This is a genomic window from Limnohabitans sp. YIMB22184, from assembly GCF_048020265.1.
Classification (GTDB): domain Bacteria; phylum Pseudomonadota; class Gammaproteobacteria; order Burkholderiales; family Burkholderiaceae_C; genus Limnohabitans_A.
Genome location: NZ_CP171843.1, coordinates 1822155 through 1839751, shown reverse-complemented (window position 1 = coordinate 1839751; position 17597 = coordinate 1822155). Strand labels below are relative to the sequence as shown.

Here is a 17597-nt window from a genome sequence, read left to right as displayed (position 1 = left end):
CAACGGAATGAAATGCATGGGCGGCTCTGGCGATACAAACCCTGCACTCAGCTTAGGTTGATGCGGTGTGACTGGGCATCCTTTGAAACCGATAAGGGACTTACTGACAAATCGGTAGCCCATGAAAAAACGGGTAAGCCGCAAGGCTTACCCGTTTCGTTTCAGGCCCTCAACAAGGTGTCAAGGGGCATCGTGCTTCAGGCAGACACTTCAAACACCCAGGTAATAGGCGTTGTCGATGTCCAGCACCAAAGGCATGGCCGCCACAGACACCGCGGCATCGCCAGACTGTTGACCTTCGGCCCATGCAGCACCCGTGAAGATGAACTCTGCAGTGGCTCCTACAGCCAAGCTACCGAAGGAGTACGCGCCACCGGCCTCAGCGCCGTTCAGGTCATACACGGCATCGGTCAGGGTGACGTCGCCGAGTGTGATGTTGCCGCTGTTGGTCACGGTGTAACGGAACTGCGGATCAATCCCCGAGGCGGACGACAACAGCGGACCGGTGGGGCCGTTGGCATCGTCCCAGGTGGCACCGTTGTCCACCGACACGTACTTGGTCAGGTCAATGATGGGCTGGTAGACCACCGTGACGCCTTCCGAATCCGTGAACACCGGTGTTTCGCTGGTGTCGGCGGTGGCGGTGTTGATCAGCACACCGTCGCCTCCCGCGTTGCTGTCCAGGTCGGCCTGGGTCAACACGTAGCTGGAGTTGTAGGTGACCGTCGCGCCGGGGGCCAGCGAAGCCAATGTCTCGCTCATGCCCGTTAAGTCATCGACCACCGTCAAGTTGGTCAAGGTCACGCTGCCGGGGTTGCTCACCGTGAAGACATAGTTCAGCACATCGCCCGCGGCATCGGCCAGGTCATTGCCGTTGCCGCCGTTGATGCCGACGATGCCCTTGTCAAAGTCCATACCGATACTGCGCAGCACAGGCACCGACTCGATGTCGCGGACCGATTCGGTCTGTGCCGAATCTGCCACCGCCACGTTGTCGATGTAACCGTCGCCGCCGCCGTTGTTGTCGATGTCTGCCTGGGTCAGGGTGTAGCTGGTCAGGTAGGTCTCGATTTGTCCAGGCGCCAGGGTCAGGTTGCTGACCGTCAGACCGGTCAGGGGTTCCGCAATCGACACTTCGGTCAAGGTCACGTTGCTGGGGTTGGCCACCACGATCCGGTAGTTCAACACATCGCCCACGGCATCGATCAGGTTGTTGCCGTTGCCCCCCGTGACGTTCACGAACGTCTTGTCGAGGTACAGCACCGGAGAGCGGATCAGTTGCACGGTTTCGTTGTCGACACCCGGAAGCGTCTGGTCCGAATCCACCACCGTCGAGTTTTCGATGTAGCCGTTGCCGCCACCGTTGCTGTCCAAATCGGCCTGAGTCAGCGTGTAGCTGGTCTGGTACAACTGGTTGGCGCCAGGTGCCAAAGAAGCAATGGTCTGGCTCAAGCCGGTCAAGTCGTCCAGCACGGTCACGTTGGTCAAAGTGACTGTCCCCGCGTTGTAGACCCGGATCGTGTAGTTGAGGGACTCACCCGCCAAGTCTGCGAACCCGTTGTTGTTGCCACCGGTGATGCTGGAGACGTTTTTCTCGACACCCAGCCCGATGGTGCGCAGCAGGGGCGTCGATTCCGCGTCCGACAGGAGGTCTGTCTGGTCGGAGTCTGCCGTGGCGATGTTGTCGTGGTAACCGTCGCCATCGCCATTGCTGTCCACATCGGCCTGGGTCAAGATGTAACTGGAGTCGTACACCGCCGATTGGCCGGGTGCGAGTGTCAAACCGGTCACATTCAAGCCTGTGTCGACGTCCGTCACCGAGACGTTGGTCAAGGTCACGGTGCCTTCGTTGACCACGGTGGCGGTGTACTGGAGCACATCGCCTGCCGCATCAGCTATCGAGTTACCGTTGCCGCCAATGATGGCGACCAGTGACTTGTTCAGCGAAAGTGAAGGACGAGGCAGCACCTGGATGGGCTCCACATCGCTCACGGCGCTGGTTTGTGCACTGTCGGCTGTGGCTGTGTTCTCTATGTAGCCGTCACCGCCGCCGTTGCTGTCCAGATCCTGTTGTGTCAAGACATAGCTGGTCATGTAGGTCTGGCTTTGTCCGGGCGCCAAGGTCAGGCCCACGGTATTCAGGCCGGTCAAGACGTCCACCACGGTCACATCGGTCAGGGTCACATTGCCGGGGTTGGACACGGTGATGGTGTAGTTGAGAACATCCCCCGCAGCATCGGCCGAGGTGTTGCCGTTGCCCCCCGTGATGGTGGCAATGGCTTTGTCCACAGCGATGGCGGGTGCCTGTTCAACAGCCACGGAAGCGTCGTCGGTGTCCGGGCCGGTCTGAATCGAATCGGCGGTGGCCACGTTGACGATGGGCGTGCCAGCATCCATCTCTGCTTGGGTGACAGCGTGGCTGGCGGTGTAGGACCAGGTCTCACCCACATCCAGCTCGCCATCGGCCGAAGCCGCATCGGCGACCAGTAACAGGTTGCTGGCGAACGGATCAACCACCGTGACGCCAGTGAGCGTCTGGTTGCCGGTGTTTTGCACGCTGATGGTGTAGTCGATGACTTCACCGGCCGCGTTAGCTGTACCACCAGCGACGGATGCATCCTTGACGATGTTCAAACCTGGGGTTTGTTCAACAGCCACGGAAGCGTCGTCGGTGTCAGGGTCTGTCTGGTTGGAATCAGCCGTCGCGACGTTGACGATGTTGCCACCGGCGTCGATCTCGGCTTGAGTGACCACATGGCTGGCGGTGTAGGACCAAGTCTCACCCACATCCAGCTCGCCATCGGCCGAAGCAGCGTCGGCCACCAGTACGAGGTTGCTGATGAACGGGTCGGCCACGGTGACGCCTGTCAGAGTCTGGTTACCAGTGTTGCTGACCGCGATGGTGTAGTCGATGACTTCGCCTGCAGCGTCGGCGGTGCCACCTGCAACAGAAGCGTCTTTGACGATGTTCAGTGCAGCAGATTGCTCCACCGAGACAGATGCGTCGTCGGTGTCAGGACCTGTCTGGTTGGAGTCAGCCGTCGCGACGTTGACGATGGGTGTACCCGCATCAATTTCGGCTTGAGTGACCACATGGCTGGCGGTGTAGGACCAGGTCTCACCCACATCCAGCTCGCCATCGGCAGAAGCGGCGTCAGCCACCAGCACAAGGTTGCTGATGAACGGGTCGGCCACAGTCACGCCAGTCAAAGTCTGGTTGCCGGTGTTGCTGACGGCAATGGTGTAGTCGATGACTTCGCCAGCGGCGTTGGCGGTGCCACCTGCCACAGAGGCGTCCTTGACGATGTTCAGGCCAGGAGTTTGTTCCACAACCACGGAAGCGTCGTCGGTGTCGGGGCCAGTCTGGTTCGAGTCGGCTGTCGCGACGTTGACGATAGGTGTGCCCGCATCGATCTCGGCTTGTGTGACGACGTGGCTGGCGGTGTAGGACCAGGTCTCGCCCACATCCAGCTCGCCATCGGCCGAAGCAGCATCGGCCACCAAAACCAGGTTGCTGATGAACGGATCGGCCACAGTTACGCCAGTCAAAGTCTGGTTGCCGGTGTTCTGCACGCTGATCGCATAGGCAATGACTTCGCCTGCGCTGTCGGCGCTGCCACCAGCCACAGATGCGTCCTTGACGATGTTCAAACCTGGGGTTTGTTCAACAGCCACAGAAGCGTCGTCTGTGTCGGGACCAGTTTGCTCTGAATCAGCCGTCGCGACGTTGACGATAGGCGAACCCGCGTCAATCTCGGCTTGTGTGACGACATGGCTTGCGGTGTAGCTCCAAGTCTCGCCCACATCCAGCTCGCCATCGGCAGAAGCCGCATCGGCGACCAGTAACAGGTTGCTGGCGAACGGATCAACCACCGTGACGCCAGTGAGCGTCTGGTTGCCGGTGTTTTGCACGCTGATGGTGTAGTCGATGACTTCACCGGCCGCGTTAGCTGTACCACCAGCGACGGATGCATCCTTGACGATGTTCAAACCTGGGGTTTGTTCAACAGCCACGGAAGCGTCGTCGGTGTCAGGGTCTGTCTGGTTGGAATCAGCCGTCGCGACGTTGACGATGTTGCCACCGGCGTCGATCTCGGCTTGAGTGACCACATGGCTGGCGGTGTAGGACCAAGTCTCACCCACATCCAGCTCGCCATCGGCCGAAGCAGCGTCGGCCACCAGTACGAGGTTGCTGATGAACGGGTCGGCCACGGTGACGCCTGTCAGAGTCTGGTTACCAGTGTTGCTGACCGCGATGGTGTAGTCGATGACTTCGCCTGCAGCGTCGGCGGTGCCACCTGCAACAGAAGCGTCTTTGACGATGTTCAGTGCAGCAGATTGCTCCACCGTGACAGATGCGTCGTCTGTATCAGGGCCGGTCTGGTTAGAGTCGGCAGTTGCGACGTTGACGATGGGTGTGCCCGCATCGATCTCGGCTTGTGTGACGACGTGGCTGGCGGTGTAGGACCAAGTCTCGCCCACATCCAGCTCGCCATCGGCAGAAGCAGCGTCAGCCACCAAAGTCAGGTTGCTGATGAACGGATCGGCCACAGTCACGCCAGTCAAAGTCTGGTTGCCAGTGTTGCTCACAGCGATGGTGTAGTCGATGACTTCACCAGCGGCGTTGGCCGTACCACCTGCAACAGAAGCGTCTTTGACGATGTTCAGCGCAGCAGTTTGCTCCACCATCACAGAGGCATCGTCGGTGTCCGGGCCGGTTTGGTTGGAGTCAGCGGTCGCGACGTTGACGATGTAACCGCCTGCATCGATGTCAGCCTGGGTCACCACATGGGTGCCGGTCCAGGTCCAGCTTTCGCCCACGTCCAGCTCGCTATCGGCAGAAGCCGCATCGGCCACCAGCATCAAATCGCTGATCATCGGGTCGCTGACCGTCACGCCGGTGAGCATCTGGTTGCCCGTGTTTTGCACGGTGATGGTGTAGGTGATGACTTCACCCACCACGTTGGCGGTTCCGCCAGGGACTGAAGCATCTTTGACGATGTTGAGCGAGGGCATGGGCTGCTGGTTGCCAAAATCCACATTCATGGCCTTGGGGTTCATGGCCGTGATCACAATGCCTTCCGGATTCATGCTGGTTTGCACCCAGCCGGTTTGCTGGACTTCACGCACCACATAGGCGTCGTTGTCCCGGTCTGATGGATCAGCATCGGGCGTGACCGAAAAGCTGTACCGGCCTTCGGCATTGGTGACGGCAGAGCGCTCACCGGCATCCAGCACGCCATCGGCATCCTGGTCAAGGAAGATGGTCCAGCCGGCCATGCCGACTTCGTCATCGGCGGTGCCTGCCATGTTGTCGACGCCATCGGCATCGCGCACGCCGTTGCCGTCCATGTCGTTGAATTTCATGCCACTGATTTCACCCTCGATGATGGCTGAAGTCATGAGTTGCAGGGACATCGCCCCTTTGCCGTCAATGTCCACGGTGGTTTGCAAGGACCCGCCAGTCCAGGCTGCAGCACCCAGGGTGGGGCCACTGCCTTGGTCCGGCACATCGCCGGGCGAGGCGATCATCAGGCCGTACTGGATTTCTGCGCCACCGTCTTGGGTGGTGGGGCCGGTGTAGACAAAGGTGATGGTGACATGGCCGTCCATCGTGCCGCCGCCACGGGTGGTGTAAGTCACATCGCTCACGCCGGTGATGTTGGCGTCAACGGTCTGGAAGCTGCCCAGCATGCCGCCGCCGTTGGTAAAGCTGGCATCTGTGGTGGGTTCGGTGCCTGAAAACTCCGAGGGATCGCGGTCCAGATCCGGCGTGGTCATGAACAGGAAGCCACCGGCGTTGGTGTTGCCTTGGTAGTAGTTGTAGGTCACATTGAACGAGTAGGTCTGGCCGTTGACCAGCGGTTGGCTGTTGCTGGCTTTGTAGTAGAAGACGTGGGGCACGACTTCGCCCTCGAAGTAATCCGATTTGGTCTCGGACAAGATGTTGTTATTCCATTCGGCCGATGTGCCTTGCATGGCATCGCCATCGGCCCAGTGTTGGTAGACCTTGTTGACGCTGAACGAAGCCGAGGCTTTGGCTGCGAATCGCTCCTCGCCGCCAATGTTTTGCATGGCAGCTGTGCCATACGAGTCGCTACGGCCCGCATCCTCTAAGGCCGTGGACCTAGCGCTTGGCGAGGCGAAGCGTGTCGGCGCATTCTCTGCTGGGGCGAGGGCATTGACCTGACCATAGAGCGATGCGCTCTCGACCGCGTTGTCGTCGGTCGGTGTGTCATGGGAATATGATTTTTTCCCGGATGTGGTTTTCTTAGCCATGGTGAACTCCAAATGCCAACCATCGCGATGGTCGACGTGGGTTGAATTGCATCCCTGTTCGGGGAGCTGCAAACTTCTGGTCTGCAGTCCAACCATGGTGCTTTCATGTGCGCGGCCCAACCATCCAACAGAAGGTTTGTTTTTGACTGTCCTGTCGAGCTATCCCTGCGATAGGTATCGCTTGCGGTGCTTCTGCGATCCGTGTGGTGCGCCACTGAGAAAAAGGCCAGTCTTTGCAGACTGGCCTTGGTCGATCACTTCCTCCCGCCTGCTTGATGCCGATCAAGCAGGCAGGTGGAGGCTGCAGACGGGTTCAAACCCCCAGGTAGTAGGCGTTGTCGATGTCCACCACTGAAGACAGCGCCGTGGCGGTCACCACCGCATCGCCAGAGTTTTGCCCCAGCGTGAAGGGCGCCTCAAAGATCAACTCTGCGCTCATGCCGGGGGCCAAGTCTGCCCATGCCCAGCTGGTGCCTGGATCGCTGCCGTTCAGGTCATAGGCGGCATCGGTCAAGGTGACGTCTTGCAGTGTCACCGTGCCGTTGTTCAGCGCGGTGTACTTGAACAGCGGATTGATGCCCGCTAAAGACGACAGCGTGGGACCGGTCAGGGTGTTGGCATCGTTCCAGCTGAGTCCGTCATCGACCGAGACGTACTTGGTCAGATCGATTTGTGCGTCGTAGATCACGGTCACGCCTTCAAAGTCCAACAGCGGGCCGGTCTGGTCGCTGTCGGCGCTGGCGTAGTTCTCCACCTGGCGGTTGCCGCCGCCGTCGGTGTCCAGGTCGGACTGCAGCAGGGTGTAGCTGGAAGTGTAGGTCTGCGTGACACCCGGTGCCAGCGAGGCCAGGGTTTCACTCAAGCCGGTCAGGTCGTCCACCACGCTGACGTTGGTGAGGGTCACGCTGCCGATGTTGGTCACGGTGAAGCTGTAGTTCAGCACGTCGCCTGCAAAGTCGGCCAACGCGTTTTCATTGCCCCCGGACACACCCACAAAGTCCTTGTCAAAGGCGATGCCGATGCTGCTGAGGACAGGGACGGATTCGGTGTCACTGCTGGCCAGGGTCTGCGCGCTGTCGGCGATGACGCTGTTGTCGATGGTGCCATCGCCGCCACCGTTGTTGTCCAGATCGGCCTGGGTCAGGGTGTAGCTGACGTTGTAGACCTGCACCGCGTTGGGGGCCAGGGTCATGCCGGTGTCATTCAGCCCCGTCAGGCTTTCGGTCAGGGAGACATCGGTCAGCGTGACGTTGCCGGGGTTGGCCAGCACGATCTGGTAGTTCAGCTGGTCGCCCACGGCATCGGCTAGGTTGTTGCCGTTGCCACCGGTCACGTTCACAAATGATTTGTTGACAAACAAGATGGGCGCGGCGAGCAGTTGCACCGACTCGCTGTCGATGACCGCCAGGGTCTGGTCCGAGTCGGCCACTGAGGTGTTGTCCAGTCGACCATCGCCACCGCCGTTGTTGTCCAGATCGGCCTGCAGCAAGGTGTAGCTGGTGTTGTAGGTGGCGCTGGCGCCCGGTGCCAGATCGGGCACGCTCTCGCTCAGACCGGTCAGTTCGTCGGTGACCGTGACGCTCGTCAAGGTCACCGTGCCGGCGTTGTAGACCCGGATCGCGTACTGGATCACATCACCTGCGGCATCGGCAAACAGGTTGTTGTTGCCACCGGCGACGCTGGTGACCGACTTCTCAATGCCCAGACCCACGGTGCGCAGCAAGGCGGTGGATTCGTTGTCGCTCACCGGCACGGTTTGGTCCGAGTCCGCCGTGGCGAGGTTGTCAATGTAGCCATCACCTTGGCCGTTGTTGTCCAGATCGGCCTGGGTCAACACATAGCTGGTGGTGAACACCTGACTTGCGCCAGGGGCCAGTGTTATGCCCGTGATGTTCAGACCGCTGTTCGGATCGACCACGCTGACGTTGGTCAGGGTCAGCACGCCCAGGTTGCTGACGGTGACGGTGTAGTTCAGCGTGTCGCCTACGGCATCGGCCACCACGTTGTTGTTGCCACCTGTGATGCTGACCAAGCGCTTGTCGATGGACAGGGCCGAACGCACGAAGAGTTCAATGGCTTCGGTGTCGCTCACCGACGCGGTCTCCAGGCTGTCGGCAGTGGCGGTGTTCTCAATGAAACCATCGCCGCCACCGTAGGTGTCCAGGTCGTTCTGGCTGAGGGTGTAGCTCGTCAGGTAAGTCTCACTCGCCCCTGGGGCAAGGGTCACGCCAGAGATGGTCAACCCCGTCATGGGGTCGTTCACGGTGACCTGGTTGAGCGTCTGGTTGCCGGTGTTGGTGACGGTGACCGCGTAACCGATGACGTCGTTGACCGCATCGACGCTGCCGTTGCCATTGCCGCCAGTCACGCCGGTGATGGCCTTGTCGATGGCGAGCGCAGGGGCCTGCAAGACGGGCACCGAGGCGTCATCGGTGTCCGGGCCGGTCTGGTCCGAGTCGGCGGTGGCCGTGTTGACAATGTTGACGCCTGCATCGATCTCGGCCTGGGTCACGCTGTGGCTGGCGGTGTAGTACCAGGTCTCACCCACGTCGAGTTCGCCGTCGGCAGAGGCTGCGTCGCTGACCAGAAGCAGGTCGGTGATGAAAGGATCTGTCACGCTCACACCGGTCAGGGTCTGGTTGCCCATGTTTTGCACTGCGATGCTGTAGCTGATGATCTCGCCAGCATAGTCCGCTGTGTTGCCTGGAACGGAGGCATCCTTGATGATGTTCAGCGCGGGATTTTGATCGACCGGGACGGCAGCATCATCGGTGTCCGGTCCGGTCTGGTCGGAGTCGGCGGTGGCTGTGTTCATGATGTCGGTGCCGGCATCGATCTCGGCCTGGGTCACGGTGTGGCTGGCGGTGTAGTGCCAGGTTTCGCCCACATCGAGTTCACCGTCGGCAGAGGCGGCATCGGCCACCAGAGCCAGATCGCTGATGAAAGGGTCGGTCACGCTCACGCCGGTCAGTGTCTGGTTGCCGGTGTTTTCAACGGCGATGGTGTAGAAGATGATGTCACCGGCTTGGTCGGCGTTGCCGCCGTCCACCCAGGCATCCTTGAGGATGTTCAGACTGGGCTTGAGCGGCATGTTGCCGAAATCCACATTCATCTCTTTAGGATCGAGGGGTGTGATCAGGATCGGCGCAGGGTTGGCTGTGCTTTGCTGCCAGCCGGATTGCTGAACCTCGCGAACGATGTAGGGGTCGTTGTCGATGTCGGAGCGGTCAGCGTCGGGTATCACCGACAAGACGTATTGGCCGCTGGCATTGGTCAAGGCGAAGTCTTCACCGTCGTCCCACAGGCCATCGTTGTCCTTGTCGATGAAAATTTTCCAGTTGGCCAGGCCTACTTCGTCGTCGGCCGTGCCCAGCGTGTTGTCCACACCATCGGCGTCGCGCACGCCGTTACCGTCCACGTCGCTGAACTTCATGCCGCTGATCTCGCCCACGATGATGGCCGAGGGTGCCAGTTGGATGGAGGTGGCGCCACTGCCACCAATGTCCACGGTGGTTTGCAGGGAGCCGCCGGTCCAGGCGTTGGCGCCATCGGTCATGCCCTTGCCCTGGTCGGCCACATCGCCCGGCGCGGCAATCAGCAGGCCGTACTGGATTTCGGCACCGCCCGAAGTGGTAGTGGGCCCGGTGTAAGTGAAGGTGACGGTGACTTTGCCGTCGAGCGAGCTGCCCGCGCTGCCGAGGTAGCTCACGCCGCTGACGGCGGTGATGTTGGCATTGACGGTGTAGAAGCTGCCTTGCATGCCGCCGCCATTGGTGAAGCTGCCGTCGGCTTGTGCATCGCCACCGGCGAAGCTGCTGGTGTTGCGACTCGCGTTGGGCGATGTCATGTAAACGAACCCGCCCGCGTTGGTGTTGGCCTGGTAGTGGTTGTAGGTCACGTTGAAAGAATAGCTCTGGCCGTTGACCAGCGGAGTGTTGTTGCTGGCCTTGTAGAAGTAGACGTGGGGGACCACTTCTCCTTCAAAGTAATCTGATTTGCCATCCGACAGGATGTTGTTGTTCCATTCGGGTGCGGTGGCTCGGGCTGCATCGCCATCGGCCCAGTGCTGGTAGACCTTGCTGATGCTGGTGCTGGGGTAGGTGATGGCGTTGGGCACGGGGGTCGCTATTGCAGACAACGAGACAGGGGCTGATGTGGTGTTGCTGACTTCGGTCGTTGGGCTCAAGGTGCGCGTCGCGCTTGGCAGGGCAGATGCTGACAGAGAGGTTGCCGATGTTGTGCTTTGGAGGGCAGCGAGTTGCCCGTAAAGCGACGGATCGCTGATGTCGGCGTCGTCATGTTCGGCTTTCAGCGAGAAGGGTTTTTTCCCGTAGGTGAGAGGTTTGGCCATGTTGAACTCCTGGTGGTGTCGCGCCTGTTGGGAGCGACAAATCTTGATCTGTTTCCCGATCAGGGAACTGCCAGTTTCCGGCTGGCAGCACCAAGATGTTCTTCACTGAATGGTGGTTTGCCTATTCAGCAGGGGGCATGTTTTGACTGAACCATGGTTGTCATTCGTTGGTTATCTATCGACCGCCATAAGGCCGTATGCCATTTGAAACACACCCTGTGTGATCTTGATTTATTCAGCGTATGCCGATGGTGAATGGCGTGCTGTTTTCACGCGTCCGAAAACGATGATGGTGATGCCTTTTTTCAACTAAGGCATTACCGTTTTCTGATTATCTTATTCGGGTATGGGGCGTTCTAGGAAGGTATTTGACCGTTGGATATATGCCTATATGTTTATGCAATCAAATCATTTGATCAGTGGTGATCAATTTTTAATTGAATCAATATGGAGTCCAGCCCTCGGTGATGCATGCATCCCGTACCGATATTCACCTAGTTAATGACTGGATTAACCATGTTTTTAAAACCTGTGCCTTTTGCTGTGCCATGGAATCAGGCCATTGTCAGCCCTGAAGAAATCCATGCTTTGTTGCATGGTTTATGGCCTTTAAGTCCTGATCCGGCGATTAAGAACCAGATCGAATCGGATGGTGTTGAAGGTATTTCATGGCCCGGCTCTGGCGAGTCGCGCCAGAGGTCTTCAGAAATTTCCGTTTGACCGCTATTTTGTATGGATGCGCCTTGGCGCGAGAAAGGATTGGTATGTCTTACCCTGTGACTGACAGTGCGCGACAAAATCGAATTTTGGCCGGCGTCCCAATAAGCCACTATGCACGCATGTCGGAGCACCTCAAACCGATCTATTTGGCGGCAGGTCAGGTGATTTGTGAATCTGGAGAATCTTTGGAATTTGTTTATTTTCCAACCACCTGCACCGCTTCATTGGTGTCACACACTGCCGATGGTGACAGTTCAGAGTTGGCCATGACAGGGCGGGATGGCATGGTGGGTGTTTCGCTGGTTTTGGGCAGTGGCTCCACGAATCACCGGGCCGTGGTGCAGTGTGCCGGTCAGGCTTACAGAATGCCGGCCGACGTCTTTCAGGCCGAGCTGGCCCGCTGCCGGGAATTGCAGCAATTGGCCCTGTGTTATGTCCAGTCCTTGATCACGCAAATGTCCCAGAGCATTGTGTGCGTGGCCCACCATTCGGTAATCGAGCGTCTTTGTTATTGGCTCTTGTTCAACCAGGATGCCGTGTGCAGTGACCAATTGAACGTGACGCACGAAACGATTGCCAACATGTTGGGTGTGCGCCGTGAGTCGATCACGCAGGCGCTGGGTAAATTGCAGTTGGCAGGTTGGGTCTCCAGTGGGCGCGGCAAGATCCACATCCGGGACCGGGACGGGTTGACCAACTCGGTTTGCGAGTGCTTCTCATTGGTTTGCACCGAGACGCGGCGTTTGTATCAGCGTCTGGAGCGCTCACCGGAAGATGCCGAGGATGTCTGCCTGCCAGAGGCGGCGTTGGATGGGCAAGACCATGCGCTGCTGCACAAGTACCAGGATGCTTACGATTTTGCGCCGGTGGGTTTTTTCAGCCTCGATCCACAGGGGCGGGTGGTTCAAACCAATTTGGCCGGCGCGATCATGCTGGACATTCAGCGCTCACAGCGCACGCTGAGCCCTCTCGTGGACTTCATGGCGGCGCCCGATCGTGCCTTGTTTCTGGATTTCCATCAGGAAGTGCTCAGTGGCAAGTGCCGCCGTTATTGCGAGGTGACCCTCAGTGCTACCGCGCACCGGGCGGAGATGGTGGTGAGGATCGACGCCACGCTCGATGAAATGGGCGATGAATGCAGGCTGGTGATGATCGATGTGACCGAAGAGAAAAAAATCGCGGCCCAAGAACTGGCGATGCAGCGACAACAGCAGGAGCTGCTGGCCAGGCAGCCCTTTATGTTGTGGTTCAAAGACCCTCAGGGACGGTTGATCTCGGCCAATGCGAGTTTGGTGGAAGACTGGCGGCACTTTGCGCAAGACGCGGCACTGGAGAAAATTGATTTTCAGAGCATGCCGATGCCGTTTTTCAACCCATCGGGCCCAGGATTCCCAACGGAGGCCAACAAGTCCAGCTGAATGGACGAACGCTGCGGGTGGCAGGCGTGGCCAAGCCGAGCCGTTTTGCGCCCGGTCGCCGGCCCTTGAACGAGCACCAGCGTTGCTTCGGTCAATTTGTATCCCGGGCGTTACATCCGTGCCCTCGGATCGCCGAAAATGGTGCTTGTTGTTTTTCACCAAGAGCCGATCATGAATGTGGGTCTTCTCCAGCGCTGGCAGCGCCGGGTTTTGTTTGTCGGGCTCGGGGTGTTGGTACTTTGGGCGATCAGCTGGGCAACACTGTCGTCACTGCTTCGGTGGCAAATCGAAAAGCAAGGCACCTTGAAGTTGGGCCGTGCGGTCACAGTCGAGCAAGTGGTTTTCATGCCTTGGTCCATGCGTTTGATCGTGCGTGGTTTGAGCGTGGCATCTGCCGCAGCTGCAGACCCGGTGCCGCTCCCCCAGTTACTTGTCGACGAGGTCGAGGTCAACATTTCCCTGCAGTCTTTGTTCTTGTGGGCACCTGTGGCCGATGCCGTGCGGGTGCGCAATCCCCAGCTGCAGCTGACGCACCTGGGGAAGGGCCGTTTTGACATCGACGATGTGTGGGCCCGTTTCGCGGCGGCAGAGCCCCAAGGCGCGGGTGTGCCCCGTTTGTCCTTGTTCAACATCCAGATCGCAGGCGGCGGTGTGCAGTTTCACGATGCGCCCCAATCGATCACGCACACGCTCAGCGATGTGCGACTGGACGTTCCTTTTTTGAGCAACATCGGTGGCCGACGCGAAGTGGCTACCCACCCGAGGTTGGCCTTCCAGTTCAACGGCTCCAGCTTTGACACGGACGCAGAAACCACCCCTTTTGCGGCGGACCGGCGCACACAAGCCCGTTTTCAGATCAAGGGGCTGGATGTCAAGCCGTACCTGCCTTATTGGCCTGCCGCCTGGCCTGTTCGGCTGGCAGATGGGCGGCTTGAGATGGACATTCGCCTTGATTTTCGGCAACGCACCGCCCCCGAGTTGTCGGTGTCGGGCCACTTGGCTGTGCAAGGTCTGAAACTCCAGGAGCGGCTGAACCGCGACGACGTGCCTTTGTTCCAGCTGGGCGGGCTGGATTTGCAAATCGATGCCTGGCGCCCCTTGGATGGCGTGTTCAAATTCGACACGCTGAGTCTGGACAAGCCGGTGGTGCACTTGCGGCGAGATTCAGGCGGTGAGTTGAACTGGGTCCGTTTGCAGCGCGCTTTGCTGTCACAGGCCCCGGGCCCGGTCACAGGTGCCGCTGACACGGGGGGCGTCAAGGCGGTTGACTTTGCGCTGCAGCGTCTTCAAGTCAGCGCGGGGCAGCTGCATTGGCAAGACGCGGCACTGGCCATACCCGCCAATCTGGCCGTGACGGCCCTGGCTCTGGAGGGTCAGAACTTCAGTTGGCCAAGTCGACAGGCGGCGTCTTTCCGTGGTCAAGCCCTTTTGCAGGGGGCGAATGTGTCCTGGGAGGGCACGACCGACCTGCGCAGTGCCCAGACGCGCATGCAGTGGCGTGACGTGCCTTTGACAACCGTTGCGCCCTATTGGGCTGCATGGTTTCGCCCCGGTTTGTCTGGCAAATCTTCTGCGCAGTTGAGCTTGGACTGGCAAGCAGCCGCAGGCGCCACGCCTTCCTCCTTGGTGGTCCAGGCGCCGCAATTGCGCTTGACCGACGTGTTGCTGGGCAAGCCTGAACAGCCCGATGCCGGGTGGGCCGAACTGGCCATCGAACAGCTGGAGGTGGATGTCTTCCAGCAGCAGGCGCGTGTGGGGCGTGTGGCCTGGCGTCGACCATTGTTGAATGTCAGCCGCAACCCCCAGGGGCGCTGGATGGTGGAGGACTGGCGGGTTGACGCCCCCTCGACCGCGTCCTCAGCGGCTTCGCCCAAGGCGTGGCAATTGGCGCTGGGGCCTATGCAGGTCAGCGGCGGGTTGCTGAATCTGGATGACCGTTTTGTGCCCGGCGGTGCCAAGCTGGACGCGAGGGATGTCAACCTCATCGTGGGGCCCTGGCAGCCCTTGGCGGCATCGCCGCAAATGACCACCATCCAGGGCGATTTCACCACCGGGGCCCAGCGCCGCGAGTCGGGCAAGCTGGGTTTTGAAGGGGCGTTCCGTTTGCCCTCGGTGGCAGCCGGGCAGTCCAAGACCACGCCGCTGCAAGTCCGGGGACGTTTGCAGCTGACGCGTTTCCCAGTGCAAAGACTGCGGGCTTATTGGGCGGACCGGGTCCAGTTCGATTTGCGAAGGGCCGAGTTGAGCTACACCGGTGGGCTGGATCTGGCCATGCCCGAGGCCGGGCTGGGCTTGAATTTGCAAGGCCATCTGTCGGTGGACCAGCTGCGTGCGCTGAGCCGCTCAGACGGAGAAGCCTTGCTGGACGCCCAGGCCCTGAGCTTGCGCGGGTTTGAGCTGAAGCTGGAGGCCGGAGCATTGCAGCGGCTGAAAATTGCAGAAACAGCCTTGAGCGATTTCTTTGCACGCGTGGCCCTCGATGCCCAGGGTCAACTCAATTGGCAAAACCTTCTCAAGGTCGAGCCGTCTGACCTGCCGCAGCCGCCCGGTGTGCAGGCTTTGATCGAGTTGGGGCCCATCGGGGTGGTCAAGGGTCGGGTGTTGTTTTCGGACCAGTTCATTCGGCCCAACTATTCAGCGGACATCACCGAGCTGGTCGGTAGTCTGGGGGCCTTGTCCAGCCAGGCGAGTGCGGCCGACACGGCTTTGGCCGACTTGAGTTTGCGCGGGCGTGTGGCGGGCACCGGCAGCCTGGAGGTCACCGGACGCATCAACCCGCTCACCCGGCCTGTGGCGTTGGACGTGCGTGGCCAGGTGCGCGATTTGGAGTTGCCGCAACTCTCGCCGTACAGCCGCAAATATGCGGGCTACGGTATCGAACGGGGCAAGCTCTCGGCCGAGGTCAATTACCGGGTTGGTGCCGATGGTCAACTCCAGGCGACGCACCAGATCGTTCTGAATCAATTGCGCTTTGGTGAGCGCTCGGACAGTGCGGATGCCCCCAATTTGCCGGTCAAACTGGCCGTCGCTTTGCTGGCCGACCGCAACGGGGTGATCGACATTAACCTGCCCGTCAGTGGTTCCATCAACGACCCGGACTTTCGGGTGGGGTCCATCGTCTGGAAAATGGTGCTCAATCTGATTGGCAAGGCCATCATTTCGCCGTTCAGTTTGATGTCGGGCGCTTTCTCGGGTGAGGAGCAGTTGCAGCAAATAGATTTTGCGCCCGGTCTTGCACAGATCGATGCAGCGTCTCGCCAGAAGCTCGAGACCGTGGCCCAAATGGTGATCGACAAACCGGCTTTGCGCCTGACGCTGGCGGGTGAAGCGGACCTGGAAAGCGAACGCGATGCCTGGCGCAGAGCGCAGCTGCACCAGACGGTCATGGCCGAAAAGCGCCGACGCATGCCCCGTGACGCGCAGAACGCGGGACCTGTGCCGTCAGTGAGCCCTGAGGAATACCCCGCCTTGCTGCAGTCGGTGTACCGCCGCTCGCCGATTCCCAAACCCCGCAATGTGCTGGGTCTGGTCAAGGACATGCCAACGGCGGACATGGAGGCCTTGTTGCTGGCGGCCATCGCGGTGGATGAGGCGGCGATGCGCGAGTTGGCCCAAGCCCGCGCCCAACAGGTCCGCGAGGTCTTGCAGGACTTGAAGGTGCCGGCAGCCCAGTTGTTTCTGGGCGCTCCTGTGGTGGCCAAGGCGAGCAGCGCCTCACCGTTTGTGCCGAAAGTGGTTTTGGTGGTGTCCACCGATTGAGGGGGAGGGCAGGCGAAGCTGGGGCGGCCGACACGTTGGGGCCGAATGGAGCGTCTAAGATACCGACATGAAAAACCGACAACTTGCCTCTTTCAACGTCAGCGCCATCGGCTTGGGCTGCATGAACCTCAGCCATGCTTATGGCGCGCCTGTTTCGGCCGAGCAGGCCGAACGCGTGTTGCTCACCGCCCTGGACCAGGGCGTGAATTTTTTCGACACCGCCGCGCTTTACGGCTTTGGGGCCAACGAAACCCTGGTGGGCAAAGTCCTGAAGCCGCACCGTCAGAAATTCACTCTGGCCAGCAAATGCGGCATGCAAGGCGTTGAGCAAAGCGACGGCAGCAAGGTCCGTGTGATCGATGGCCGCCCCGAGACGATTAAAAAGACGTGCGAAGACGCGCTGCGCCGCCTGCAGACCGATGTGATCGACCTGTATTACCTGCACCGCTGGGACAAGAAAGTGCCGATCGAAGACAGTGTGGGCGCCTTGAGCGACCTGGTGCGCCAGGGCAAGATCCAAACCATTGGTCTGTCCGAAGTGTCGGCCACCACCTTGCGCAAAGCGCATGCGGTGCACCCGATTGCGGCGCTGCAAACCGAGTATTCGCTGTGGACCCGCAACCCCGAGATCGCGGTGCTGCAAGCGTGCCGCGAACTGGGTGTGGCCTTTGTGGCCTTCAGCCCAGTGGCGCGAGGCTTTTTGTGTGGCCCGCTCGACATCGCGGGTTTGGATGCCAAAGACATCCGCCGCAGCATGCCGCGCTTTGCACCCGACAACTACGCCGCCAACCTGAAACTGCTGCCCGCCTACAAAGCGCTGGCACAAGAGGCCGGTTGCAGCCCTTCGCAACTGGCGCTGGCCTGGTTGCTGCACCAAGGCGAGGACATCATCCCCATTCCCGGCACCACCTCGGTGGAGCACCTGCTCGACGATCTGGCGGCGGTGGATGTGCAGCTCGATGCGGGTTTGATGGCGCGGCTTGATGCCCTGATCAACCAGCGCACCGTGGTGGGTGATCGGTACAACGCGCAGGCCAACAGCGAGGTGGATACCGAGGTGTTTGGCTGAT

6 protein-coding genes are annotated in these 17597 nt (G+C 60.1%); 4 read left to right on the top strand and 2 right to left on the bottom strand.

The features are described from left to right. Positions 1–210: 210 nt before the first annotated feature. Both ACHEXL_RS08480 and ACHEXL_RS08475 read right to left on the bottom strand, forming a co-directional pair. The gene (locus ACHEXL_RS08480) at positions 211–6279 is read right to left on the bottom strand and encodes a beta strand repeat-containing protein (RefSeq protein ID WP_416558899.1); all 6069 of its coding nucleotides are present in this window, start codon (positions 6277–6279) and stop codon (positions 211–213) included. Positions 6280–6592: 313 nt separating this feature from the next. After that, positions 6593–10630 (bottom strand): beta strand repeat-containing protein, encoded by a 4038-nt coding sequence (locus tag ACHEXL_RS08475; protein ID WP_416558898.1) that lies wholly within the window; start codon positions 10628–10630, stop codon positions 6593–6595. Positions 10631–11146: 516 nt separating this feature from the next. On the opposite strand from ACHEXL_RS08475, the gene ACHEXL_RS08470 reads away from it, so the two are divergent. The 4 genes from ACHEXL_RS08470 (at position 11147) to ACHEXL_RS08455 (ending at position 17596) form a co-directional block, all read left to right on the top strand. Then, positions 11147–11350: a hypothetical protein gene (locus ACHEXL_RS08470; RefSeq protein WP_416558897.1), complete on the top strand. Its 204-nt coding sequence runs from the start codon at positions 11147–11149 to the stop codon at positions 11348–11350. Beyond that, a complete protein-coding gene (locus tag ACHEXL_RS08465; RefSeq protein ID WP_416558896.1) occupies positions 11299–12768 on the top strand; it encodes a helix-turn-helix domain-containing protein in 1470 nt (489 codons plus the stop codon). Before ACHEXL_RS08470 ends, ACHEXL_RS08465 begins: the two co-directional genes overlap by 52 nt. 171 nt (positions 12769–12939) lie before the next feature. Then, on the top strand, positions 12940–16527 hold the full coding sequence (locus ACHEXL_RS08460) for a DUF748 domain-containing protein (protein WP_416558895.1): 3588 nt from the start codon (positions 12940–12942) through the stop codon (positions 16525–16527). A gap of 67 nt (positions 16528–16594) precedes the next feature. Beyond that, positions 16595–17596 (top strand): aldo/keto reductase, encoded by a 1002-nt coding sequence (locus ACHEXL_RS08455; protein WP_416558894.1) that lies wholly within the window; start codon positions 16595–16597, stop codon positions 17594–17596. Position 17597: the final 1 nt, after the last annotated feature.